The following is a 23467-nucleotide window of genomic DNA, read 5'->3' on the forward strand; positions in this document are numbered from 1 at the left end:
CGAGCTGCACGCGAGCCCCCTGGCCACGGCGTGAGCGGGCTCCGCGAGCTGAAGAAGCAGCGCACCCGTGCCGCGATCGCCGACGCGGCCCTTGAGCTGTTCCTGGCCCGCGGGTTCGACGAGGTCACGGTCGCCGAGGTCGCGCGCGCGGCGGGGGTGTCCGACGCGACCGTGTTCAACTACTTCCGTACGAAGGAAGACCTGGTCTTCGAGCGGCTCGACCGGTTCTGGACCCGCCTGATCGCTGCCATCGAGCACCGGCCGGACGGGCAAGGAGTCGTGGACGCCACCGAAGCGTTCCTGCTGGACCAGGAGCCCACGTCGCTGTCGGCCGAGGGCGATGAGCGGCTGGCCGGGATCAGCCGCATGATCGCCGCCAGCCCCGCGCTGCTCGCGCGCGAGCGAGCCTCCTACGACCACGCCGCGACCGCACTCGCCGAGGTGATCGCGCGCACCACCGCGCTGGGCGAGCACGCGGCGACGGCGGCTCACCTGATCCTCGGCGTCCACAAGTCCCTCGTCGCCTACACCCGGGAACAGGTGCTCGCCGGCGCCACCGGGCAGGCGCTCGCGGACCGCGTCGCCGCCCGTACCCGAAGCGGCTACGCCCTGCTCCGCCGAGGTCTCAGCGCATGATCGGAGAGGAACCCGGAGAGTGAAGACGAGCATCAGCGTGACCAACTTCTCCTGGCGCGACGGCACCATGGCCGAACGGCTGGGCGAGATCGCAGAGGCCGCCGACGCGGGCGGCCTGGACGCGCTCTGGGTCGCCGACCACGTGCTGCAGACCGACCCGTACGGCGCCCGCCCGCACGAGACCGAGATGCTGGAGTCCTGGACCACCCTCGGCTACCTCGCCGCGCGCACCTCGCGCATCCGCCTGGGCACGCTGGTCAGCGCGGCCACGTTCCGCCCGCCCGCACTGCTGGTCAAGGCCGTCACCACGCTCGACGTGATCTCCGGCGGGCGGGCCCTGTTCGGCATCGGCGCCGGTTACCAGGCCGACGAGGCGACCGCGATGGGCCTGCCGTTGCCGCCGCTGCCCGAGCGGTTCGACCGGCTGGAGGAGACGCTGCAGATCGCGCTGCGGCTGTGGACGGGCGACACCCGGCCCTACCGTGGGAAGCACTACGCCCTGGACGCCCCGGTCTGCAGCCCCCTGCCGGTCTCCCGTCCGCATCCGCCGATCCTCATCGGCGGCACCGGCGAGAAGCGTACGCTGCCGCTGGTCGCCCGCTACGCCGACGCCTGCAACGTCTTCGACATCCCCGACGGCGGCGAGACCACGCGCCGCAAACTGGCGGTGCTGCGAGGGCTGTGCGAAGGGATAGGGCGGCCGTACGAGGAGATCGAGAAGATCATGGCGACCCGGCTCCAGCCGGGCGAGAGCGCCGCCGCCTTCGCGGACCGCTGCGCGGCCTTCACCCCGCTCGGCATCGACCACGTCGTCGTCCTCACCACCGGACCCTGGACCCCCGAGACCGTGGACACCGTCGCCCAGGCCGCGCGCCGGCTCACCTGACCGGAACATCGCGGGCGGCGCTCCACCGGGAGACGTCCTCCGCGCCCGGCAGCACAGCGGCACCGCCTGCACGCCGCCGCGGTCACCCCGCAGCGTTCTGCCGCGCCGGCGCCCGTCCGCCGCTTCCCCGGTCGTCGAGTACGAGCGGCGCACGCCCGTTGACGGTGTAACGCACGTGCGTGACGTTCGGTGTGGGAACGACCCCACGGGACGACGGGATTGGGCACGATCCGGTTCAATGCCGATGCTGACCACAGACCACCCGCGCTCCGGTGCCCCGTAGGAGCACTCGAGCTTCGACATGGTGATCATCGTCGCACCTGAGCCGATGGTCGCTCAGTCGGTCACCCGGCAACGCCGAAGGCCGCTCCCGACCTCTCGGAAGCGACCTTCGGCCTGGGTGGGGTGTTCACGAGTTGGTCTGACCAGGTACGGGAGGTAAGCCTTGAAGATCGCTTCCCGCCCGAGGGATGATCGCTTTCCTCTGGCCGTTCCGGCTTGTGACCTCAGCGTGGGTCAGCGACGCAGAGTTCGTTGCCCTCCGGGTCTCTCATGATCGTCCAGGAGTCGAACTCGCGCACCATCGATGCGCCGTGCGTGATCAGCCGTTCGACTTCAGCCGACCGGTCGGCGGCGATGAGATCGAGGTGGATGCGGTTGCCGGGGTTTCCAGTCTCAGGGACTTCGCTGAAGAACAGAATCGGCCCAGGGCCGTCCACGGCCACGTTGGGATCGGTCTCGGGTGTTCGGCCCAGGCTGGCGAGCCGTTCGATCTCCGCCTCGTCGTAGGGTCGTACCTCGTATCCGTCCAGCGCTTGTGCCCAGAAGCGGGCCAGCGCAGACGGCCGCTCACAGTGGAACACGATCTCCCGCAATACCGCCATCTATGTCCCTTTCGGCTTGGTGGTCAATTCACACGGAGGAACTACGGGCGCTCACCTGGTCGCACGTCAACCCGGACAGCACACCGCCGTCCATCATGGTCTGGCGCACCGTCCGAGAAGGAGGCGACACCAAGACCAAGAAGTCCCGCCGTACCCTGGCCATGCCGAGGCGCTGCGCGGCTGCTCTCAAGCCCCACCGTGAACTTCAGGACGAAGGCGGCAGGCGACCGCCGGCAGGACACATAGACACTCAGGTAGTCACCCAGGAACGCAGAAGGCCGCTTCCGATCTCTCGGAAGCGGCCTCTGGCCTTGTGGAGATGAGGGGATTTGAACCCCTGACCCCTTCGATGCGAACGAAGTGCGCTACCGGACTGCGCTACATCCCCAAGGACTCGACTAGATTACCAAACCCCAGAGGGTCCTCGCGCCATCCTTTTCAGTCGCCCACCGCTCTCTTCGGCGGCTGGGCGTACTGATCGAAGAGGACGTCCTCATGCACCGGGGTGAAGTCGATGACCTCGGCCTCCGCTTCGGCGGCGGCGCGGCGCTGCTCGCGCAGCCGCCGCTGGCGCTCGGCGCGCGCCTGACGGGCGCGTTCGCGGCGTTCCATGTCGACCTTCACCGCAATGCGCAGGAACACGATGTACGTCAGCATGATGACGACGGACGGCGCCACCCCCCACCACGGGATCACCTTGACGGCGGCCGTCACGATGGAGGCCAGCACCAGCAGCGTGGTGAAGAAGAGCAGGCGCCGCCGGCGGGCCACGATGATGGCGCGCCGCCGGAGCCGGAACTGCCGGACGTCGACCTTCTCGATCTCGACGGGCGGTGCGCCGTCGTCCTCGTCGTGGTCGGACGGCGCGAGGTTGTCGAGATCGGGCAGCTGGTGCTCGCCGGTGTAATACTCTTCGAGCTCGGCGAGCTCCTGGAGGTTCGCCTTGTCTCTGCGCAGCCACATCGGAATGAGGACGCAGAGCCACATGACGACGATGGCCAGATAGAGGAGGACGGGGCTCACGACCACCTCCGGGCAGCACAAAGACGCGGTCGTGCTCGTCGCGCCTTGAATGTGCTCACGTCACGCACCGTAAGACCGCGTGTCACTGATTGACGAGCATTCGGTGCGGTGTGTCGCGAGATCGTCAAACCTCTTCGACGGAGGACCCCCCGTGAGCCGCTGACTCACGCGCGCGACGCCATTGCACGAGCAGCCCGCCGGGAACGTCCTCGACGGTCAGCGCGTAGCAAATGTGGTCGCGCCAGGCTCCGTCGATGTGGAGTTGGCGCCGCCGAATGCCTTCTTCCCTGAATCCGAGCTTCTCAACCACCCTACGGCTGGCGTGATTCTCGGGACGGATGTTCGCTTCCAGCCGATGCAATCCGGTGGTGAAAAAGCAATGGTCAACGGCCATGGCGAGCGCGGTGGGGGTGATGCCGCGGCCGGCCAGCGCCCCGTCGATCCAGTAGCCGACCTGCGCAGAACGGGCAGATCCCCACACAATTGCACCAACGGTGAGCTGTCCGGCAAACCGCCCGTTGTACGTCATCACCCACGGCAGCGCCAGCCCCTGACGAGCCTCGCGACGCAGGGTGCCGACCATGGAGATGTAGGGCCCGAGACCGGTCCTGAACAGGGGCGTCTCGGGATTGCTCGGCTCCCACGGACGCAGCCAGTCGGCGTTGCGCACGCGCGTCTCACGCCACACGCGTACGTCGCCCAACCGTAGCGGCCGGAGGCCTACCGGACCTTCGTTGAGTGTCGCCGGCCAGCCACGAAGTCGATCCACAACTCTCATCATCCCCCTATCGGGCACGATGTCGCCACGGGGTGAGGGGCCGAATCCCCGTCAACGCGGGTGATCTCCGCCTCGGATCTGGTCCACCGCATGGCGGAGAATGGGGGCGAGTACGGCGACGCCATCCCGTACGCCACCGGAGGATCCGGGCAAATTTACGATCAAGGTTTGCCCAGCCTGACCGGCCAAACCACGGGACAGGATCGCGGTGGGCACCTTGTCGCGATTAGCCAGCCGTATTGCCTCCGCTATGCCGGGAATTTCCCGAGAAATGACACGAGCGGTCATCTCCGGGGTGAGATCCGTCGGCGTCAACCCGGTGCCGCCGGTGGTCACGATGACGTCATATCCGCCCGCGACCCCGTCACGGAGCGCAGCCTCGACCGGCTCGCCGTCGGGCACCACCACAGGCCCCTCGACCTCGTCACAACCGGCCTGCTCGCGCAGCAACTCGACCAGCAAAGGTCCGGATTTATCGGCATAAATTCCGGCGGACGCCCGATTCGAAACCGTGATCACCAAGGCCCGCATCATGAACCGTCCCGCGTCCACCGCCCGGTCTTCCCGCCGAGCTTCTCCTCCACCCGCACGTCGGTGATCACCGCACCGGGATCGACCGCCTTGACCATGTCGATGAGCGCAAGCGCCGCCACGGACACCGCGGTCAGCGCCTCCATCTCCACCCCGGTGCGGTCGGCGGTCTTCACCCGGCACGTGATGCCCACGCCCCAGTCCTGGACGTCGAGCTCCACCTTCACGCCGTGCAGCGCGATGGGATGGCACAGCGGGATCAGATCGGGCGTACGCTTCGCGCCCATGATCCCGGCGATCCTGGCCACCCCCAGCGCGTCGCCCTTGGGCACCTCGCCCGACCGCAGCAGCGCCACCGTCTCGGCCGACAGCAGCACCCGCCCGGTGGCCACGGCCGACCGGGCAGAGACGTCCTTGGCCGACACGTCGACCATGCGCGCGGCGCCCGTCTCGTCGATGTGCGTCAGCTCGCTCACAGCCTGATCACCTCCACCGAGGCTCCCGCCTCGACCTCGGTCACGTCCTCCGGTACCACGATCAGCGCGTTGGCCGAGGCCAGCGCGGCGAGCTGGTGCGAGCCCTGCCCGTGAGCGGGCGCCACCGTGCCGTCGCCGGCCAGCACCCCGCGCAGGAACGACCGCCGCCCGGACGGCGAGCGCAGCGGCCCCGAGGTGCGCGCGGTCACGGTGGGCGGCATGCCGCCGGGCAGCCCGCGCATCTTGTCCAGCGCCGGCTTGACGAACAGCATGAACGACACGAACGACGACACCGGGTTGCCCGGCAGTGCGAAGATCGGCACCTGGTCGTCCCCCAGCACGCCGAAGCCCTGGGGCATGCCGGGCTGCATGGCCACCTTCTCGAAGCGGACCGTGCCCAGCGGCGACAGCGCCTCCTTCACAGGCTCGTAGGCGCCCATCGACACCCCGCCGCTGGTGATGATCGCGTCGGCGCGTACGAGATGGGTGTCGAGCTTGTCGAGCAGGACGCCGGGATCGTCCCCGACGGACCCGGCGCGGAACCCGTCGGCTCCGGCCTCGCGTACGGCGGCGGTGAGGGTGTAGCTGTTGGAGTCCCAGATCTGCCCGGGCGACAGCGGGTTACCCGGCTCGACCAGCTCCGCGCCCGTCGAGATGACGACGACGCGCGGCCGCGGGCGCACGCGTACGCGGCGGCGTCCGACCCCGGCGATGATGCCGAGCTGGGCGGGCCCGATCACGGTGCCTGCCTTGAGCACGACCTCTCCGGCCTGGACGTCCTCGCCGGCGCGGCGCACCGCGTTGCCGGCCTCGGCGGCCCTGTCGATGCGGACGTTGACCTTCCCGCCGTCGGTCCACTCCACCGGCACCACCGCGTCGGCGCCTGCGGGCATGGGAGCGCCGGTCATGATGCGCACGCTGTGGCCGGGCCCCACCGCCCGCAGCTCCAGCGAGCCCGCCGCCACGTCGTCGATCACCGGCAGCGTCACCGGGGCGTTCGCGACGTCCTCGGCGCGCACCGCGTAGCCGTCCATGGCCGAGTTGTCGAACGGGGGCAGCGGCACCGGCGAGGTGACGTCCTCGGCCAGCGTGGTGCCGAGCGTCTGCTCCAGATCGAGCTCAAGGGGGGCCAGCGGACGTACAGTGGCCAGGATCTCGGCCAGATGCGCGTCAACTGATTTCATTCAGGAACTCCCGCAGCCACGGCACGAACTCCGGCGCCAGATCATCCCGGTCCGCCGCGAACTTCACCACCGTCCGCAGATAGTCGAGCTTGTCACCCGTGTCGTAGCGGCGGCCCCTGAACAGCACGCCGTGCACGGGACCGCCCTCGTCGGAGCCGCGCTGGGCGAGCGTGCGCAGCGCGTCGGTGAGCTGGATCTCGCCACCGCGCCCCGGCGGGGTGTTCTCCAGCACCTCGAAGACCGTCGGGTCGATCACGTAGCGGCCGATGATGGCCCAGTTGGACGGCGCCTCGTCGGCCGGCGGCTTCTCGACGAGATCGGTGACGCGGACGACGTCCTCCTCGTCGGTCGGCTCGATGGTCGCCACGCCGTACAGGGAGACCGACTCCCTGGGCACCTCCATCAGCGCGATCACGCTCCCGCCGTACGTGTCGCGCACCTCGATCATGCGGCTCAGCAGGTTGTCGCGGCGGTCGATGAGGTCGTCGCCGAGCAGGCAGGCGAACGGGTGGTCGCCCACGTGGTGCTTGGCGCACAGCACGGCGTGTCCGAGCCCGCGGGGCTCGCCCTGGCGTACGTAGTGCAGGGTCGCCAGCGAGGCCGGCTCGCGAACCTGGGACAGCCGGTGCTCGTCGCCCTTGGCTTCGAGCGCCTCCTCCAGCTCGAACGCCCGGTCGAAGTGGTCCTCGATCGAGCGCTTGTTCTTGCCCGTGACCATGAGGACGTCGAGCAGACCGGCGGAGGCCGCCTCCTCGACGACATACTGGATCGCGGGCTTGTCGACGATGGGCAGCATCTCTTTGGGTGTCGCCTTGGTCGCCGGAAGGAACCGGGTGCCCAGACCCGCGGCGGGCACGACGGCTTTCGTCACAGGGTCGAAGTCAGCCATGATTAGACCCTAGTGGAGGGATCTGTGGACAAGTTGAACCTCCGTCGCGAGCTGAACGCGGCGCGTACGGCTCTCTCCCCCGAACAAGTACGCGCAAACGCCATCAAGGTCCGCGAAACGCTGCTCGAGCAGCCGTGGGTGCAGATGGCCGGCCTGGTGGCCTGCTACTGGTCGGCGGGGTCGGAGCCGGAGACGCACGGGCTGGTGTTCGCTCTCTGGAAACACGGGGCCACCGTCATCCTGCCGGTGCTGCGCGACGACAACGATCTCGACTGGGCGGTGTACGACGGGCCCGACACGCTCGCACCCGGCCGCTACGGGATCATGGAGCCGGTCGACACCCGGCGCGGCGTTGACGCCATCCGCACCGCCGCCCTCGTCATCGTGCCCGCACTCGCCGTCGATCGCGTCACCGGCGTGCGCCTGGGGAGGGGCGGCGGCTCGTACGACCGGGCGCTCGCTCGCGTCGGCCCCAACGTCCCCACCGTGGCGCTGCTGCACGACGGCGAGCTCATCGACGGCGTCCCGCACGAACCCCATGACCAGCGCGTCCGCTATGCGGCCACTCCTTCGGGCATCACTAGGCTGATGTGACGGCGGGGCCGGGAAGGGGGCCGGATGACGCTCAACCTCTCCCTCCTTCTCGGCGCCCTGATCGTCATCGCGGCCATCGCCTCCGTACGCCTGGTGCACCGCACCGGCCTGCCCAGCCTCCTGGTCTTCCTCGGCTTCGGGATGGTCCTGGGGTCGTCCGGCTTCACCTTCGACAACCCCCAGGTGGCCCAGCAGATCGGGCTGTGGGCGCTGGCCGTGATCCTCGCCGAAGGCGGGCTCACCACGAACTGGTCGCGCGTGCGGCGTTCCGTACCCCTGGCCATGGTGCTGGCCACCGTGGGCGTGGCGGTGAGCATCGTCGTGCTCGCGTTCGCCGTCTACGGGCCGCTCGGCATCGACGTACGGACCGCGCTGATCATCGGCGCGATCCTGGCCTCCACCGACGCCGCCGCCGTCTTCTCCGTGCTGCGCCGGCTGCCGCTGCCGCCGCGCCTGGCCGGCGCGCTGGAGGCCGAGTCGGGGTTCAACGACGCCCCGACGGTCATCGCGGTCGTGCTGCTCACCAGCGGGACGCATGCCTCGGCCACGGTCGGCACGTTCCTCTGGAACACCGCGCTCCAGCTCGTCATCGGTGCCGCCGTAGGTCTCGCCGTCGGCCCTGCCGGCGCGTACGCGCTGCGCCACGTCGCCCTGCCCGCCTCCGGCCTCTACCCCATCGCCGTCCTCGCGCTCACCTTCATCTCGTACGGCGGCGCCGCCCTCCTCCAGGGCTCCGGCTTCCTCGCCGTCTACCTCGCCGGCCTCATCCTCGGCAACTCGCGACTCCCCCACCGGGGCGCGACCAGGAGCTTCGCGGAGGGCGCCGCGTGGCTCGCGCAGATCGGGCTGTTCGTCATGCTCGGCATGCTGGCCGACGTCGAGGAGCTGCCGTCGGCCATCGTCCCCGGTCTGATCATCGGCACCGCACTCGTGCTGATCGCCCGCCCGGTCTCGGTCGTCGCCGCCTCGCTGCTCGCCCAGGTGCTGCACGTGGACCGGGTGAGCTGGCGCGAGCAGGCGTTCCTGTCGTGGGCGGGGCTGCGCGGCGCGGTCCCGATCGTGCTCGCCACCATCCCCTGGGCGGCCGGCATCGAGGGCTCCAAGGACGTCTTCAACCAGGTCTTCGTGATCGTCATCGTGTTCACGCTGCTCCAGGGGCCGACGCTGCCGTACGCGGCCAAGCTGCTCGGGGTGAGCGCCCCCGCCGAGGCGCAGGACCTGTCCGTCGAGTCCGCTCCGCTTGAGGAGCTGCACGCCCACCTGATGCAGGTCACGGTGCCCGAAGGGTCGCGCCTGCACGGGGTCGAGATCTTCGAGCTGCGGCTGCCGGCCGGCGCCGCCGTCACCCTCGTCGTACGGGACGGCCGATCGTTCGTCCCCGCGCCCTCCACCCGCATCCACACCGGCGACCAGCTCCTCATCGTCACCACCGTCGCCTGCCGCGACCAGGCCGAACGCCGCCTGCGCGCCGTACACCGCAGGGGCAAGCTGGCCGGCTGGTACGGCGAGCAGGGGCTGGAATAGGTGTTTGGACCTATCGGTTACCATTAGCAGTCGCATCGCTCGAGTGCCAAAGCTTGTAAGGAGGAGCGCGTGCCGACTTATCAGTACGCCTGCAACGACTGCGGTGAGCAGCTCGAGGTGGTCCAGAAGTTCACTGACGATGCGTTGACGGTCTGCCCGAGCTGCCAGGGGAAGCTCCGTAAGGTCTTCTCCGCGGTCGGCATCGTGTTCAAGGGCTCGGGCTTCTACCGGACCGACAACCGCTCGTCGTCCTCGACCTCGTCGACGTCGTCCTCTTCTTCTTCCTCCTCTTCCTCGTCGAAGTCCGGGGAGAGCAAGTCGTCGTCCGACTCCGGCTCGTCTTCTTCGAGCACGCCCGCTCCCGCCGCCGCTTCCAACTAGTTCCAGATCAGCTGACCCGCCGCGCCCCCTTTCCCCGGCTGAGCGCAGGTCAGCTGATCCGTCGTTTCGCGCCCCCCGCCTTCCCCTTTTTCGTACGTTGGCCGAGGCGTCGGTCGCTCGCGCCCGCAGGACGTGGGCGGCTCGTCCCGCAACGGTCGCATCCTGGGGCAGAACCGCCGCCGCCTCACCCGCGTACCAGCGCTGCCTACCTCGACCCCACCCGCGCACCAGCACCACCCACCCCAACCCCACCCGCGCACAGCACCACCCACCCCTCCCGCGCACCGGCTTGCCCGCCACAGCCGAATCCGCGCGCAGGCGACGATAAGGGACGACTGAGCACAGCCCAGCGTGCCCCGCACAGGAACGACTGACCAACGCCCGGCATGCCCTGCACGGGCAGGGTCGTCCACAGCCCACCGCCACACCAGCCCGCCCATCCACAGAACCCGTTCCAGTCGAACGCGCCCCTCAACACTCCGGCTACTCTCTCGGCCATGGTCACTCGCGCAGACATCGGCGTCATCGGCGGTTCCGGCTTCTACTCCCTCCTCGACGACGCGGAGGAGGTCGAGCTCACCACCCCCTACGGCCCTCCGAGCGACGTCGTCACCGTCGGACGCATCGGCTCCCGCAGCGTCGCGTTCATCCCCCGGCACGGGCGGGACCACCGCTTCCCGCCGCACCGCATCCCCTACCGCGCCAACCTCTGGGCGCTGCGCTCGCTCGGCGTCCGGCAGGTGCTGGCCCCCAGCGCCGTGGGCTCGCTCAAAGCCGAGTACGGCCCCGGCACCCTCGTCGTCCCCGACCAGCTCGTCGACCGCACCTCCGGCCGTCCCCAGACCTATTACGACGCCGACGGCGCGGTCCACGTCTCGTTCGCCGACCCCTACTGCCCGTCCGGCCGGGCCGTGGCCGTGCAGACCGCGCGTTCGGCAGGCTGGGAGACCGTTGACGGCGGCACGCTCGTCGTGATCGAGGGCCCGCGCTTCTCGACGCGCGCCGAGTCCCAGTGGTTCTCCGCGAACGGCTGGTCCATCGTCGGCATGACCGGCTTCCCCGAGGCCATCCTGGCCCGCGAGCTGGCGCTCTGCTACACCTCGGTCTCCCTGGTGACCGACCACGACGCCGGCGTAGAGGCGGGCGAGGGCGTCACCCACGACGAGGTGCTGAGGTTCTTCGCGCAGAACGTCCAGCGCATGCGCACGCTGATCGCGCAGGCCGTCGAGGCGCTGCCGGAAGAGCGCACGTGCCCCTGCCCCAATGCGCTCGACGGCATCAAGCTCCCCTTCGAGCTGCCGTGATCGGGTCCTGGCTGTCCCGCTACGGCCGTCGCCGCCGCCTCATCGCGGCGGCGCTCGCCGCCGTCTCCGTCGTGACCGCCTACCTCGCCACCCGCCCGGCCCCGGCCGCACCCACGGTCCTGGTGGCCGTACGCGACCTGCGGCCGGGCCCGCTGAGCCCCGCCGACTTCCGCCCCGCGGCCCTCGATCCTCCTCCCGCGGGCGCGGTCCGCGCACTCCCCCGAGGCCAGACCCTGGCGACCCCCATGCGCAGGGGCGAGCCGCTGACCGACGTCCGCCTCCTGTCCACCTATCCCCTGCCTCCCGGCATGGTGGCCACTCCGGTGCGCATCGCCGACACCGCCACGGCCTCCCTCCTCGCGCCCGGCTCCACCATCACGGTGCTGGCCGCGAGCGACCAGGCGGCACCGGCGCGCGAGATCGCCACCGACGCGACGGTGGTCACCGTGCCGAGGCCCGCCCGCTCGGGCCCGTCGCAAGACGGCGCCCTCCTGGTCCTGGCCACGACCCCGGCCCAGGCCGCCGAGCTGGCGACCGCACAGGCCCACGCCCGCCTATCGATCACCCTCGGCGCCCTGAGAGCCACCCCGCAGAACTGACCCACCGAACCAACCCCCAGCAGAAACCCTCAGAACCAACCGACAGAACTCACTCAGGGTAAGCAGCAGACTACGATCTGATGCCATGGCTGGATTTAGGAAGTTCCTCATGCAGGGAAACGTCATCGACCTGGCGGTGGCGGTCATCATCGGAGCGGCGTTCAACTCGATCGTGCAGTCGTTCGTGGCCGACCTGCTCACGCCGCTGATCGCGGCGTTCGGCGGCCTGCCCGACTTCTCCTCGCTCAAGCTCACGGTCGGCCAGTCCAACTTCATGTACGGCAACTTCATCAACGCGGTCGTGTCGTTCCTGATCGTCTCCGCGGTGGTCTACTTCCTGGTCGTGAAGCCGTACACGCACGTCAGGGAGCGCAACGCCGCCAAGATCGAGGCCACGACGCGCGACTGCCCCGAGTGCCTGTCGGAGATCCCCAGGGCGGCCTCCCGCTGCGCCTTCTGCAGTTCTGAAGTGCCCGCGCTCTGACCTCAGAGGAGCTTGTCGATCTTCGGATCGTACTCCCAGTGCCATGGCTCGAACGGGCTGCTGTAGGCCCAGGAAGGATGGAACCACCCGTACCGCTTCGAGTTCTTCTCCATCCACACGAACTCCGGCGAGCCCGACCGCTCCACCCCGCCGCACAGGTCCACGGCCAGCCCGAGCCCGTGGTTGCTCCGCCCGGGCACGGCGGCGAACCCGGGCCGCCGGTAATAGACCGCCTGCTGCTCGGCCAGGCTCCGGTACGCGTCCGTGACGCACAGCGGCCTGCCGAACCGCCTCCTGAAGGCCTCGTTCAGGCTGACGAACGCGATGGTGGCGTCCGCCCTGAGACTGTGTCCCTTCTGCTGCAGGGGGCAGAGCATGCTCTGGGGGATGAGCCCGTTCGGGTAGTGGTCGGCGTTGGCCGCTTTGAGCGGGTTGCACCCCAGGGCCGCCCGCCCCACCTTGTCGACCTTGATGCCCAGCTTCACCAGCGCCGCGGTCAGCGACTTCACGATCTTGTCGGAGCGCTTCCGCAGCGTGTCCACCTCGGCGGCGAGCTGCGCCTCGGCCAGCAGGTTGCCGGCGCGCAACTCCTGTGCCTCGGCGGCCAGCTTCTCGGCCTCCCGGTACAGCGCGCTGGTCTGCTCGACGGCGTGCTGGCGTACGGTGACGATCTGGTTCGCGTCCATCAGCGCCCGCAGCGTCTTCTCGTCGGCGGCGCCGGACAGGAACGGAATGATCCCGCCCGCCATCAGCGGCTGCTGGTAGAGCAGCTCGGCCATCTGCGACACCGGCTGCCGCATCACGGCGAGCCGCTGTTCGAGGTTCTGCAGGGCGGTCAGCTTGCTCTTGAGCTCCTTCTCGGAGGCCGCGATCTCGGCACGCCGCTTCTCAAGGGCCCTAGTGGCGTCTTCGAGCTCCTTAGCCGACCGCTCGGCTTCCTTCCGCAGCGCCGTCAGGCTGGACGGATCCGGCTTCTGCCGCTGGACCTGCTGCACCCGTACGTCTGCACGCGCCGGCGCCTGCCCACCGGGCGTGAGGAGAGAAGCCACCGCCATGACAACCGCGATCAGACCCGCTGATCGAGGGGCTGGCACGTTCGACTCCTCCGTTTGCAAACTCGTGACCCGGGTCAGGCACGCACGTTACTACAGCCCTTCGAGTGCCCGGACCGAACTCCGAAGAGCTGTTATGAGACGAATAGCCCCCTTTGTGCAACCCTCAAGCCCCACACCATCGGGTACGCCCTCCAGCGCCCACAGGTTCACACCTTCACCACAAGACACGTGACATTCGCTCCCATCACAGCCCGTACAGATGCCGCCGGGGAACCGACGCCTGCACACCCCTCAGCCCCGAAAGTCCCGCCACACTCCGTCGCCACCCGCTACGGACGCCCAAGGCCCTTCACCCACCAGCAACAGCCCAACAGCCCCACCCGCCCGCGCGCACCGCCGGCTGCCGCCTGGGGACCCGAGCAGGCGCGGATGCACAGCTCACGCCGCCCCGCCCCCAAAAGCCCTGCCCGCCACCCCCGCCGAGGACCAAGGGCCCACCCACCCGAGACGAAGACCTGGAGAGGAAGACCGACCCACCGGCATGGAGATAACGAACCCCCACCCCTGAGACCCGACACTCAGGCACCCCCCGCGAGGACGAACCGCCCCCACTCGCGAGGACGAGCCGCCCCCCCACATGCGAGGAGGAACCACCCTCACCCGCGCGGAGGCACCGCCCCACTCGACCCGACCACGAACAGCCGACCAGACACGAACAGCCGACCGGAAAGGAAACAGCACTCTCAGCCCGCGCGCCCAGATGCGACACCGACAAACGGAATCCAGGAATCCCTTTCCGCCGTGGACTCCTCACCCCCGGTACCACCCTCCCGAGGCGCCTCTCTAGATGCCTCCTGGGCCCGGCGCCGCTCACTCTCCCAATCCCGGCACAAGTCCCACAACCACGTGTCCACCCACTCCCCGGCACACCCATCGGCCGTGGACTCGGGAGCGGGGGCGACCTCTTCCCGAGGCTTCCTGACCGCCCTCTCCGGCACCCGCGCCTCCCCCCGTACGACCGGCACGGCCACCGCCTCCCGCACCCGAACCCGCACGACCCCCTCGTACCTCCGCTCGGGCACATCCGGCGCCGGCACCAACCGCGGCGGCCACGCCACAGCCCGAGCCTCACCGACGACCGGCGGCCCACCCCACGGCACCAGCACCGGCACCTCTTCCGCCTCGAGCCCCTGCACCTCCCCCGCCAGCAGACCACCCGCGAGGATGGCCGGCGCCAGCAACGCACCGAACAACACCACGGGCCGCCGACGGGCCTGAGCACTACGCCTCCGAGTCACAGCCCAGAAGCTATCCACCCCCGAACACCCCGATTCTGATCACTTGTCATGCCTTTACCGCAGCTCAGACCACCCATAACCAACGCCGACGAACGGATCCCGCCCCGGCGTCGCACACAGTGCCAGACTTTCGCTAGGCTTACTGGAGTCCGCCTCCGTAGCTCAGGGGATAGAGCACCGCTCTCCTAAAGCGGGTGCCGCAGGTTCGAATCCTGCCGGGGGCACCACGTCCGACCAGCACTAAAGTGCCCTTGACCAGCGGAAACGTCGGTCGAGGGCTTTTTCGTGTGTCCGGCGGCGTCCGGCTGTGACTGATCGTTTGCGGCTGCCTGTGCCAAATACGTGCGCAAGCCAGAGGCCGTGCGACACTCGTGTGCAGTCCAGTACTGCCCACCGACGGTGGACCCGCTCTCCACCCTCAGCCACTTGACATGTCCAGAATGCCCGAATCCACGAAAGTGCTCGAAAACGGCCTCACCGACTGGTAAAGGCGCAGGTCGGAGAGAGTGCTCCCCGCGCACGCGGGGATGGTCCCAGCGGCTCGGTCAGCTCTTCCAGCTCCGACGTGTGCTCCCCGCGCACGCGGGGATGGTCCCCGCACGGGCTGGTCAAGCGCGACGGGAGATCTGTGCTCCCCGCGCACGCGGGGATGGTCCCTGCACGTAGACCTGACGGTCTGCCACGTCCCAGTGCTCCCCGCGCACGCGGGGATGGTCCCGTCTGCAGACGCGAGCCCGCCGGGCGGATGGCGTGCTCCCCGCGCACGCGGGGATGGTCCCCCTTCCAGCAGCAGCGGTATCGAGATCCGGTTGTGCTCCCCGCGCACGCGGGGATGGTCCCGCTCCAGCTTGTCCGATCCGCTTGTCGAACGTGTGCTCCCCGCGCACGCGGGGATGGTCCCGACACGGGCATGGCGTGGACGATCGTTTCTGTGTGCTCCCCGCGCACGCGGGGATGGTCCCCGGGTTGATTCCGACCATAACATCGAGGTCACGTGCTCCCCGCGCACGCGGGGATGGTCCCTGGGAGCGGATCCACGCGTTGGGATCCGACCCGTGCTCCCCGCGCACGCGGGGATGGTCCCAGGAAGCCCTTGCCGGGGATCGGCAGGAAGACGTGCTCCCCGCGCACGCGGGGATGGTCCCCCTCCTTCGATGGTGATGGTGACCGGATCGCCGTGCTCCCCGCGCACGCGGGGATGGTCCCTTGAGGCGGCCGTCGGGCGACGTCAGGTCCTCGTGCTCCCCGCGCACGCGGGGATGGTCCCTGGTCGAAACCTGCGGCCCAGCCCTCCTTGCTGTGCTCCCCGCGCACGCGGGGATGGTCCCGACGCCGAACGAACCCGAACGTTCTCGTGTGTGTGCTCCCCGCGCACGCGGGGATGGTCCCGCGCACCGCGCCCACATGCGCGGCCTGGCGCTGGTGCTCCCCGCGCACGCGGGGATGGTCCCACGGACGACCTCCGCAAACGGGTCAAGCGCGTGTGCTCCCCGCGCACGCGGGGATGGTCCCTTCAACCGCCTCCCCGAGGTCATGCGGGAGGTGTGCTCCCCGCGCACGCGGGGATGGTCCCGTCCGCAACGTCGTACGTACGGCGGCCGACCCGTGCTCCCCGCGCACGCGGGGATGGTCCCGGCCGCTCGCTGTGCCCCGTGGGAGGGAGGCAGTGCTCCCCGCGCACGCGGGGATGGTCCCGGCCGCTCGCTGTGCCCCGTGGGAGGGAGGCAGTGCTCCCCGCGCACGCGGGGATGGTCCCGGCCGCCCCGCCAAGCGGAGGTTGTTCGACCCGTGCTCCCCGCGCACGCGGGGATGGTCCCTCAGCCAGGTCTTTTGCGCCGTGGGGCATGATGTGCTCCCCGCGCACGCGGGGATGGTCCGAGGGCCTCGCCCTGGTGCCGAACCAGTGGGCGGTGCTCCCCGCGCACGCGGGGATGATCCCAAAGTTGATGTGTGCATGCTCGGTTTGTCCATGCTTCGCGCGAGCGCGGTAGAGGTAGGGGACAGTTCTGCTTTGGGACGTGTTCTCATCGGGGGTGAACCTGGCGGGTCGCCTCATGCGTACGTTCTGGCGACTGGTCGGCTCTGAGGCGGGGATGGCCATGCTGGTGCGTTATGCGGCCTATGTAGGAAGGGATCGTTCAAGGGACAATCGATACGTCCTCGTACGCGCTGGAGACCCGACATGACGACCCCGCCGTCACCGACTCCTGCGCCGTCGCCCGAGCCTCCGCAACCGCAGCCACCCGCCCGCACCGAGTCGGCACCCACGCCCTCATCCACGCCAGAGCCTCCGTTGACACCCGCGCCTCCATCGCGAACCCCGCCGGCGACCCCGCAGCCGCCCGACTGGAACTACTCGGGCATCGATCCCAAGCTGATGCACGACTTCGAGCGCGACCTCGGCCAGGCCGAGACCACACTGCGCAGGAGCGAGCCCCACATCCGCCATCTCCTGCTGAGCCTCAACCTGGACATCTCGCGGCTGAGCGCGATACGGGAACTCGGCAACTGGATAGCGGCCAAGCGCCCGGAGTTACGTCGGCGCAACGACACCATTCAGGCCGTCACGACGCAATGGGGCACTGACACCACCGGCGGCTGCTACGTCTACCGACCCACCGGCGACAAGACCAAGGTGCTCCAGATCTCGCTCGCCCCCGCCGACTCCACAGACGAGGTCCAACAGGAGATCGACCAAGGAGCGACGCCCCTGCCCGACATCGTCCCCGGTGCCACCGGCTACTACGGCACCGTCGGCGACGGCAACAGCGGGAAGGCGATCGCCGTCCTCGTCACACAGCGCGACGAACTACTCGTCGACCTCATCCACGGCGTGAAAGGACGCGACAACGCCGCCGACACCGCAGCCCTGATGAAGCTCATCGCGCCCAAATTGCTCCCCGCCGCCACGGCCTCAGCCGGCGAGAGCAAGGACTGAACCGATGCCCACGATGGTGAGCAACCCGCTCCACGAAGCGATCCAGCATGCCATCCGCACCGTCAGCCCACTCATCGAGAACATCAACGCCGACGTCGACCGCCCCTGCCGTACCTTCCACACCGGCAAGGTCTGGACCGGGCCCTCCGCCAAGCAGTTCGACGCCCAGCTCACCCACTTCAGCACCCGAGCCCGCACCGCCGGCCAGGCCATCCTGGACGACCTGCGCACCCTCCTCGCCCGCACCCCCACCCAGGTCACCGAAGAAGAAGCCGCCACCATCAAACGCACGTACCGGCTCACCTGAACGGCTCCAGCACCAGCTTCCAGGAAAGACCCGCCGACGCTCCCGCACGTGCGACACTCATGCCGTGCCACCGCATAGCTCCAACCAGCCACCTCGCGGAAGTCCCAAATGTCCGATTCGGTGAAAGTGCTCAAAACTCAGCCCACTGGCCGATGAATACGCAGGTCAGGAAGAGTGCTCCCCGCGCACGCGGGGATGGTCCCGTCCCCGAATACATAGAAAGGCAATGATCATGGTGCTCCCCGCGCACGCGGGGATGGTCCCCCACCATCCGGGCCTTGGCAATGAGGTTGATCGTGCTCCCCGCGCACGCGGGGATGGTCCCTGCTGGCCGAGCTCGGCCGGACCACGCCGTCTGTGCTCCCCGCGCACGCGGGGATGGTCCCTACCGGCCGACCCACGCAAGCTCTACCCCAAGGTGCTCCCCGCGCACGCGGGGATGGTCCCAGCCCCGTCCGTCATTCCTTCGTGAAGCGCCTGTGCTCCCCGCGCACGCGGGGATGGTCCCCACGATGCGCCCTATCTACGTGGAGTCTGCGGGTGCTCCCCGCGCACGCGGGGATGGTCCCTTCGATACCGTCGCCCAGGTCCTTGATGTGCTGTGCTCCCCGCGCACGCGGGGATGGTCCCCGGCCGGTCCTGCAACACCCGGCTCACCCTTAGTGCTCCCCGCGCACGCGGGGATGGTCCCGTCACCTCAACGGCGGGGCTCGCCGCGGCGAAGTGCTCCCCGCGCACGCGGGGATGGTCCCGCCGCCAGCGTCCACCAGTTCGCCGGGTCGGCGTGCTCCCCGCGCACGCGGGGATGGTCCCGTCAGGGCCGCAGCGTGGGGCACGTGGACTCGGTGCTCCCCGCGCACGCGGGGATGGTCCCTCCACCAGCGCGTTCATCGCGGGCTGGATCAGGTGCTCCCCGCGCACGCGGGGATGGTCCCTTGTCGTCGCGCTTGGGGCGGCCCTTGCCCTTGTGCTCCCCGCGCACGCGGGGATGGTCCCGGGCAGGTCATCACGCTGAACGAGACCGGACTGTGCTCCCCGCGCACGCGGGGATGGTCCCTGCGACTCGCCGCCCTTGGACCGGTCACGGTGGTGCTCCCCGCGCACGCGGGGATGGTCCCCAGTTCAAGGGCTTCACCTCCCACCACCTGCGGTGCTCCCCGCGCACGCGGGGATGGTCCCCATCGGGGCGTGCAAGGGCCCTCGCGCTGCGCGTGCTCCCCGCGCATGCGGGGATGTCCCTCGCCTTCGACGTACTCGGTCCGGGATACGCGGTGCTCCCCACGCACGCGGGATTGATTTCAGAAGTCCATGCATAGATGGGTGTGCTGGTGTCGGGGACGCCAGCACGCCCATGCGAAGAGGTAGCTATCAGGCCAGGGCTTCGGCTATGCGGCGTTTGGCCAGCTCGTCTTGGCCGACGATGCACTTGGCGTAGATCCGCAGCAGGACGTCCACGCTGTGCCCGGCCCACTCCGCGACCTGCGGTGCCGGCACTCCCGCGTTCAGCCAGGTGGAGACGCAGGCGTGGCGGAGGTCGTACGGGCGGGCGGCCAGTGGAGAGGCGAACTCCTTCTCGGTCAGGGCAGCCTTTCTGGCGTTTCGCCAGGCACGTCGGTAGGTGATGACGGGCAGGTCCCCGCCGCGTACGCCGTAGAACAGGCGGCCGTTGCCCTGGTCGACGAAGTCTGCCAGGTGAGTACGCAGGATGGCGGCCAGCGGTGGCGGGATCGGGACGGTGCGGCCGTGACCTGCGGCGCGGTGTTTGAGGGCGCGTTCCTCGCGTGCTGCGCCGCTGTCGGTCCACTGCCGCCCCGAATAGGGGGCGGCCTTGAGGAGGTGGATCTCGCCCCACGCGTCCGCCTCGTCCGGCGGTGGGAGGGTGATGTCGTCGCGGCGTAGGTTGATGGCTTCTTCCGGGCGTAGGGCGGCGTAGTACATGAGGGCGAAGAAGGCGACCAGGCGCCGACCGCTCGGTTCCTGCGCCGCCACGGCGGCCAGCAGGGCCTTGGCCTGGTCGTGGTTGACGACGCTGCGCCGGTCGATCTCGTACGTGCCGGCCGGCGGCTTCCACTTCAAGGTCTTGAGCGGGTTGTCCGGCAGCAGTTTGAGCTCGACGGCGTAGTCCAGGGCGTTGGACAGCACCATCCGGTGCTTGCGTACGGTGTTGGCCGCCGCGCGCCGGCCGTCGAGGCAGGAGGTGGCGGCGTCCAGGAGGTCACGCACCAGGCCGGGATCGTCGATGAGCGCCGAGATCGGCTTGGTGTTGGCGGCGAGCCAGCGCAGCGTGGCCTGCACCTCCTCCGGCGCTTCCGAGCGGTGCTTGGTGTTGCAGGCCCAGCGGTGCATCGCGGAGCGAAGGGCCGCGTCCTCCGGCTTGCCCCGGCTCGTGCTGTACATGGCCCGCGTCGCGGCGGTGAGAGCGCGGGCGATGTCCTGCCGGTACTTCGGGGCGGCGGCCTTCCACTTCATGTCCACGTACCGGCAGACGAAGTCGTACCAGCTCATCTCTGCGCCGCTCCTGCGGCCCCAGGAGACGGGTTCGCCGGTGGCGCGGCTGAACGCCTCTCCTCTGCGGGCCGCCGACTGCAGCTCGCCGCGGTAGGTGTCGGCCTGGGCGGCTCTTCTGAAGGGTTTGCGCCACGCCTTGCCGCCGACCTTCCAGCGGACGTAGTAGGTCGTCGTGGTCTTGCCCTTGTAGGTCTCGGTCTTGTAGACGCGGACGTCGTAGGTGATGTCGTTCATCGGGCGACGTCCTCCATCGTGGCGAGCCAGCGGTCCAGGTCGGTGCGGCGGATGCGGAGGTCGCCGTTCGGGAGCTTCAGGCAGCGCGGGGCGCGGCCCTTGGCTCGCCAGTCGTAGAAGGTGGAGCGGGAGATCTGGAGTTCGGCGCAGAGGTCGGCGAGGGTGAGCATGCCTCGTTGGGCGGTGGTGGTGCCGGTGGCCAAAAGCGGCTCCTTGTGGATCACGATTGATCGGGTGCGGTACGGCCCCGTGCTCGGTGGTCTGCGGTAGGCCGTGGTGGTGAAGATCGGGACGAAGAAAGAAGAAAGAAGCGGGCGGTGTCGGGCGAGACGCCTATGTGGTGGTGAGCGGGTCCCGTTGTGGCCGGCGTGTGGAAGGTCGTCCTGTGCTGCGCGGGTCATGACGGGTTGTTTCTTCTTTCTTCGTTCGGGGTGCGGCGGTAGCGGATCGATGGGCGGCCGCCCGTGGGCTGGGTGAAGGTCTCGTACTGGCCGGTGGCGGTGAGGCTGGCCAGCAGCTCGTCCAAGGTCTGCTTGGGCACGTTGCGGGAGAACAGGGCGCTGATCTCCGAGCGGGTCAGGCCGGTGCCGGCGGCCTGGTCCAGGGCGCGGCGGATGCGGTCGATCTTCGGGTCGCGCAGTTGCTTGTCCAGGACGTAGACGGCTGAGGCGATCGAGTAGCGGACCAGCGCGGCGGCTGCCTCCAGGTCGGCGGTGGTGATGTGTGAGCGGGCGTCGAGGGCGGCGTACAGGGCGGAGATGCGCAGGCAGTACGGGGCCGAGCGGCGGGTGAACTCCGTCCAGGCGTGGTCCTCGTCGTCGGCGGCGGTGAACTCCTCGTACAGCTCGGCCGACCACAACGCGCGGGCGTCGGCGTCCAGGGCGATGCGGCGGATCTGGCGTGCCTGCTTGATGGCGTCGTGCAGCCTGCCGCTCAGCTCGGCCAGCACCTCCGGCGGCACGCCTTCCGGTATGGGCAGGCGTTTGCTGCGCTCGACGTAGATCGGCAGGAAGCGGTTGTAGCTGCCGCCGGCCATGTCGGCTTCGGCCACGCGCAGGCGGAACTCCTTGGGCGTGATGTGGCCGATGATCGCGATGTGCGGGTTCGAGGCCCGGTACGCGGTGCGGGTCAGCACGGCCAGCGTCCGTCCGTCCCATGCCTGGCGGAGCATCGTGCCGAGCGTGGAGCCCTCGCGCTTGGCCCGTGCCATGACGGTGGAGAACTCCGGCTCGGTCACCGACAGCCGCTTGTCCATCGTGCCGCCCGGGTCGTCCGGGCTCTCCGGGTCGCGGATGCGTTCGATCAGCCCTTCGCCGGACGACAGGCCGGTGACGCACAAGTCGGCGTAGCCGATGCCGGCGTGGTGCAGGAAGATCTCGGCGGTGTCGGTGGCCTGGCCCTTGCGGCCGGAGCCGGTGCGGCCGAACAGCAGGGGCCAGATCAGGAGCGGGTGGCGGGTGTTGCCGATCTGGACGTACGGGCCGGAGCCGATCACCGCGCCGCACGCGGCCAGGGCCGAGGCCAGCACGCCGACCGGGTCGGCTTCGGTGGACGGGTCGGCGGCCTTCACCAGTTCGCCGGGCAGGCCGTAGAACATGGCCGGGTCGGCGGCCGGCGGTGGGGCCGGCAGGCCCACGTCCAGGTCGCGGTGCAGGCGGGTGATGGCGGCATGGGCGTCGAGGTTCTCCAGGATGGTGTTCGCGTCGAGCGGGTTGGTCATGCGATCCCCCGGCGTGGTCGGCGCGCCCCGGCGGTCATGCCGGAGCGGATGGTGGCGGCGGCTTCTCGGGGGACAGGCCGATGGCCTGGGCGGCGGTGTGCAGGGCGTCCTCGGTCAGGCGGTGCGGCAGCAGGCCCGTGGCGACGAGCCGGCCGAGGGCGAACGCGGCGGCGTTCAAGGTGTGGTTGCGGGTGCCCACCGGGGCGTCCAGCACGTGCTGGAGTTCGTTCTTGAGAGCGGTCAGGGCGTAGCCGGTGGAGCGGTCGCCCAGTGCGGCCAGGACGTCGGTGACGCGAACCGGCTGCACGTCGTGTCGGGGTCGGGTGAGGCGTTCGGCCAGCCAGGTCGGCAGGGGCGCGGGGTCGGTGGTGTGGATGGCGTCGTACGTGCCGGTGCCGTCCGGGAGATCGACGTGGCTGCCCGGTCCGACGACGTAGCCACCGTCGGCGCGGGTGTCGATCAGCCAGCCGAGGCCCTGGCCCTTGGCTCCTGAGGTGTTGCCGAGCGTCCGTCCCTCGGGTGCGGCGAAGTACAGGTGGGTGCCGCCGCGACGGGTGCGGACCTGGAACGTCTCCAGCGGCAACGGGCGGCCGGCCTCCTCGCACAGCAACGCCAGCACGTCGGCTCCGTCGTTCACGCCGGGCCGGTCGTACGGCGGCCGCTCCCCCGGCTTCGGAGTGTCGAGGTCGATGACGACCAGGCGGGACGGGCCGGTGGCGATACCGATGTTGTACGGGGTGCGGCCCCAGAAGCGGCGAATGGTGTCGGGGTCGGTCGTGTGGTGCTCCTTCCACTTCCAGCCCTTGAGCGGCACCTTGTCCCCCGGCGTGAGCGGGAAGACGTGCCAGCCTCGGGCGGCGGCGGCCAGCGCGTACGGCAGCGTCTGGCGGGTCGGGCGAGGTGTCATGCGGGGTGGTGCTCCTTGGCGGAAGGCCCTAGTGGTGCAGGCGGCGGACGTAGTTCCAGACGTGGCGGCCGAGGCGCAGGCGCAGGCCGGTGGCGTCGCAGCGGCGGCAGTAGCGGGCGCCCCGGCGGTGCGGGATGCGGCCCTTGCCGTCGCACTTGCGGCAGGGTCCGAACGGGCTCACGTAGCACCGCGAGGCGTAACAGAACGTGGCGATGATCAGGGCGATAGCGGCGAGCAGGACAGGGTTCACGAGGGCCTCCGAAGCCGGTTATCGGGCGTGGTCGAGGAGGGCCGCTAGCGTGCTAACGGCCTGGCCGATATGGGTTT

General features: G+C 69.8%; 23 protein-coding genes, 2 tRNA genes, 1 pseudogene and 2 CRISPR repeat arrays. Of the genes and pseudogenes, 11 read left to right on the forward strand and 15 right to left on the reverse strand.

Going from position 1 to position 23467, the window contains the following annotated elements; all coding sequences use genetic code 11:
- Positions 1–30 precede the first annotated feature (30 nt).
- Entirely contained in the window at positions 31–636 is a 606-nt protein-coding gene (locus ACFMQL_RS09755) for a helix-turn-helix domain-containing protein (protein ID WP_364069536.1), read from the forward strand.
- Between the two features lie 19 nt (positions 637–655).
- Positions 656–1522 (forward strand): LLM class F420-dependent oxidoreductase, encoded by an 867-nt coding sequence (locus tag ACFMQL_RS09760; RefSeq protein ID WP_364069534.1) that lies wholly within the window; start codon positions 656–658, stop codon positions 1520–1522.
- Positions 1523–2028: 506 nt separating this feature from the next.
- On the opposite strand, the gene ACFMQL_RS09765 is transcribed toward ACFMQL_RS09760, so the two are convergent.
- From ACFMQL_RS09765 to galU, 8 genes are all read right to left on the reverse strand, one after another.
- Positions 2029–2406: a VOC family protein gene (locus ACFMQL_RS09765; protein WP_378785314.1), complete on the reverse strand. Its 378-nt coding sequence runs from the start codon at positions 2404–2406 to the stop codon at positions 2029–2031.
- Between the two features lie 314 nt (positions 2407–2720).
- Positions 2721–2794: transfer RNA gene (locus ACFMQL_RS09770), tRNA-Ala, on the reverse strand.
- 50 nt (positions 2795–2844) lie between these two features.
- Entirely contained in the window at positions 2845–3429 is a 585-nt protein-coding gene (locus ACFMQL_RS09775; RefSeq protein WP_364069530.1) for a hypothetical protein, read from the reverse strand.
- 124 nt (positions 3430–3553) lie between these two features.
- Positions 3554–4207 carry a GNAT family protein gene (locus ACFMQL_RS09780; RefSeq protein WP_364069718.1) on the reverse strand — a complete coding sequence of 218 codons (654 nt, stop codon included), beginning with the start codon at positions 4205–4207 and terminating at the stop codon, positions 3554–3556.
- A 51-nt stretch (positions 4208–4258) separates the two neighbouring features.
- Positions 4259–4738: a MogA/MoaB family molybdenum cofactor biosynthesis protein gene (locus ACFMQL_RS09785; protein ID WP_364069716.1), complete on the reverse strand. Its 480-nt coding sequence runs from the start codon at positions 4736–4738 to the stop codon at positions 4259–4261.
- Positions 4738–5214, reverse strand: a complete 477-nt coding sequence (gene moaC, locus ACFMQL_RS09790) for a cyclic pyranopterin monophosphate synthase MoaC (RefSeq protein WP_364069528.1) — start codon at positions 5212–5214, stop codon at positions 4738–4740. The genes ACFMQL_RS09785 and moaC overlap by 1 nt, the downstream gene beginning before the upstream one ends.
- Positions 5211–6398, reverse strand: coding sequence for a gephyrin-like molybdotransferase Glp (gene glp / locus ACFMQL_RS09795; RefSeq protein ID WP_364069526.1), 1188 nt, complete (start codon positions 6396–6398; stop codon positions 5211–5213). Before glp ends, moaC begins: the two co-directional genes overlap by 4 nt.
- Positions 6385–7287 carry a UTP--glucose-1-phosphate uridylyltransferase GalU gene (galU, locus tag ACFMQL_RS09800; RefSeq protein WP_364069524.1) on the reverse strand — a complete coding sequence of 301 codons (903 nt, stop codon included), beginning with the start codon at positions 7285–7287 and terminating at the stop codon, positions 6385–6387. The genes glp and galU overlap by 14 nt, the downstream gene beginning before the upstream one ends.
- Before the next feature lie 24 nt (positions 7288–7311).
- Here galU and ACFMQL_RS09805 point away from each other — a divergent pair, with 24 nt between their 5' ends.
- The 3 genes and pseudogenes from ACFMQL_RS09805 to ACFMQL_RS09815 form a co-directional block, all read left to right on the forward strand.
- Positions 7312–7881: a 5-formyltetrahydrofolate cyclo-ligase gene (locus tag ACFMQL_RS09805; protein ID WP_364069522.1), complete on the forward strand. Its 570-nt coding sequence runs from the start codon at positions 7312–7314 to the stop codon at positions 7879–7881.
- Between the two features lie 24 nt (positions 7882–7905).
- Entirely contained in the window at positions 7906–9405 is a 1500-nt protein-coding gene (locus tag ACFMQL_RS09810; RefSeq protein ID WP_378785318.1) for a potassium/proton antiporter, read from the forward strand.
- Positions 9406–9474: 69 nt separating this feature from the next.
- Positions 9475–9615: pseudogene (locus tag ACFMQL_RS09815) on the forward strand (FmdB family zinc ribbon protein); the annotation flags it as partial.
- Between the two features lie 14 nt (positions 9616–9629).
- Here ACFMQL_RS09815 and ACFMQL_RS09820 read toward each other — a convergent pair.
- A complete protein-coding gene (locus ACFMQL_RS09820) occupies positions 9630–9758 on the reverse strand; it encodes a hypothetical protein (protein WP_378790278.1) in 129 nt (42 codons plus the stop codon).
- Positions 9759–10283: 525 nt separating this feature from the next.
- Between ACFMQL_RS09820 and ACFMQL_RS09825 the strand changes: the two genes are divergently transcribed.
- The 3 genes from ACFMQL_RS09825 to mscL all read left to right on the forward strand — a co-directional run bounded on the left by ACFMQL_RS09825 (position 10284) and on the right by mscL (position 12173).
- Positions 10284–11090, forward strand: a complete 807-nt coding sequence (locus ACFMQL_RS09825) for an S-methyl-5'-thioadenosine phosphorylase (protein WP_364069516.1) — start codon at positions 10284–10286, stop codon at positions 11088–11090.
- On the forward strand, positions 11087–11689 hold the full coding sequence (locus tag ACFMQL_RS09830) for a flagellar biosynthesis protein FlgA (RefSeq protein ID WP_364069514.1): 603 nt from the start codon (positions 11087–11089) through the stop codon (positions 11687–11689). Before ACFMQL_RS09825 ends, ACFMQL_RS09830 begins: the two co-directional genes overlap by 4 nt.
- 85 nt (positions 11690–11774) lie before the next feature.
- On the forward strand, positions 11775–12173 hold the full coding sequence (mscL, locus tag ACFMQL_RS09835) for a large conductance mechanosensitive channel protein MscL (RefSeq protein ID WP_364069512.1): 399 nt from the start codon (positions 11775–11777) through the stop codon (positions 12171–12173).
- 2 nt (positions 12174–12175) lie between these two features.
- Here mscL and ACFMQL_RS09840 read toward each other — a convergent pair whose 3' ends face one another.
- Positions 12176–13228, reverse strand: a complete 1053-nt coding sequence (locus tag ACFMQL_RS09840) for a D-alanyl-D-alanine carboxypeptidase family protein (protein WP_364069510.1) — start codon at positions 13226–13228, stop codon at positions 12176–12178.
- 1449 nt (positions 13229–14677) lie between these two features.
- Between ACFMQL_RS09840 and ACFMQL_RS09845 the strand changes: the two genes are divergently transcribed.
- The 3 genes from ACFMQL_RS09845 (at position 14678) to ACFMQL_RS09855 (ending at position 17771) form a co-directional block, all read left to right on the forward strand.
- A tRNA-Arg gene (locus tag ACFMQL_RS09845) sits at positions 14678–14753 on the forward strand.
- 279 nt (positions 14754–15032) lie between these two features.
- Positions 15033–16465: a CRISPR direct-repeat array (repeat unit 29 nt; unit sequence GTGCTCCCCGCGCACGCGGGGATGGTCCC).
- 438 nt (positions 16466–16903) lie between these two features.
- Complete coding sequence (locus ACFMQL_RS09850) at positions 16904–17464, forward strand: hypothetical protein (RefSeq protein ID WP_378785321.1); 561 nt, start codon at positions 16904–16906, stop codon at positions 17462–17464.
- 4 nt (positions 17465–17468) lie between these two features.
- Positions 17469–17771, forward strand: coding sequence for a hypothetical protein (locus tag ACFMQL_RS09855; RefSeq protein ID WP_378785323.1), 303 nt, complete (start codon positions 17469–17471; stop codon positions 17769–17771).
- 174 nt (positions 17772–17945) lie between these two features.
- Positions 17946–19071: a CRISPR direct-repeat array (repeat unit 29 nt; unit sequence GTGCTCCCCGCGCACGCGGGGATGGTCCC).
- 68 nt (positions 19072–19139) lie between these two features.
- Here ACFMQL_RS09855 and ACFMQL_RS09860 read toward each other — a convergent pair.
- The 5 genes from ACFMQL_RS09860 to ACFMQL_RS09880 all read right to left on the reverse strand — a co-directional run bounded on the left by ACFMQL_RS09860 (position 19140) and on the right by ACFMQL_RS09880 (position 23390).
- Positions 19140–20513 carry a tyrosine-type recombinase/integrase gene (locus ACFMQL_RS09860; protein WP_378785325.1) on the reverse strand — a complete coding sequence of 458 codons (1374 nt, stop codon included), beginning with the start codon at positions 20511–20513 and terminating at the stop codon, positions 19140–19142.
- Positions 20510–20737: a helix-turn-helix transcriptional regulator gene (locus tag ACFMQL_RS09865; protein WP_378785327.1), complete on the reverse strand. Its 228-nt coding sequence runs from the start codon at positions 20735–20737 to the stop codon at positions 20510–20512. Before ACFMQL_RS09865 ends, ACFMQL_RS09860 begins: the two co-directional genes overlap by 4 nt.
- A gap of 173 nt (positions 20738–20910) precedes the next feature.
- The gene (locus ACFMQL_RS09870) at positions 20911–22233 is read right to left on the reverse strand and encodes a DUF3987 domain-containing protein (RefSeq protein ID WP_378785329.1); all 1323 of its coding nucleotides are present in this window, start codon (positions 22231–22233) and stop codon (positions 20911–20913) included.
- Between the two features lie 34 nt (positions 22234–22267).
- Positions 22268–23140, reverse strand: coding sequence for a bifunctional DNA primase/polymerase (locus ACFMQL_RS09875; RefSeq protein ID WP_378785331.1), 873 nt, complete (start codon positions 23138–23140; stop codon positions 22268–22270).
- Positions 23141–23168: 28 nt separating this feature from the next.
- The gene (locus tag ACFMQL_RS09880) at positions 23169–23390 is read right to left on the reverse strand and encodes a hypothetical protein (protein WP_378785332.1); all 222 of its coding nucleotides are present in this window, start codon (positions 23388–23390) and stop codon (positions 23169–23171) included.
- Positions 23391–23467: the final 77 nt, after the last annotated feature.

It is taken from the genome of Nonomuraea fastidiosa (assembly GCF_042751225.1).
Taxonomy (GTDB): Bacteria; Actinomycetota; Actinomycetes; order Streptosporangiales; family Streptosporangiaceae; genus Nonomuraea; species Nonomuraea fastidiosa.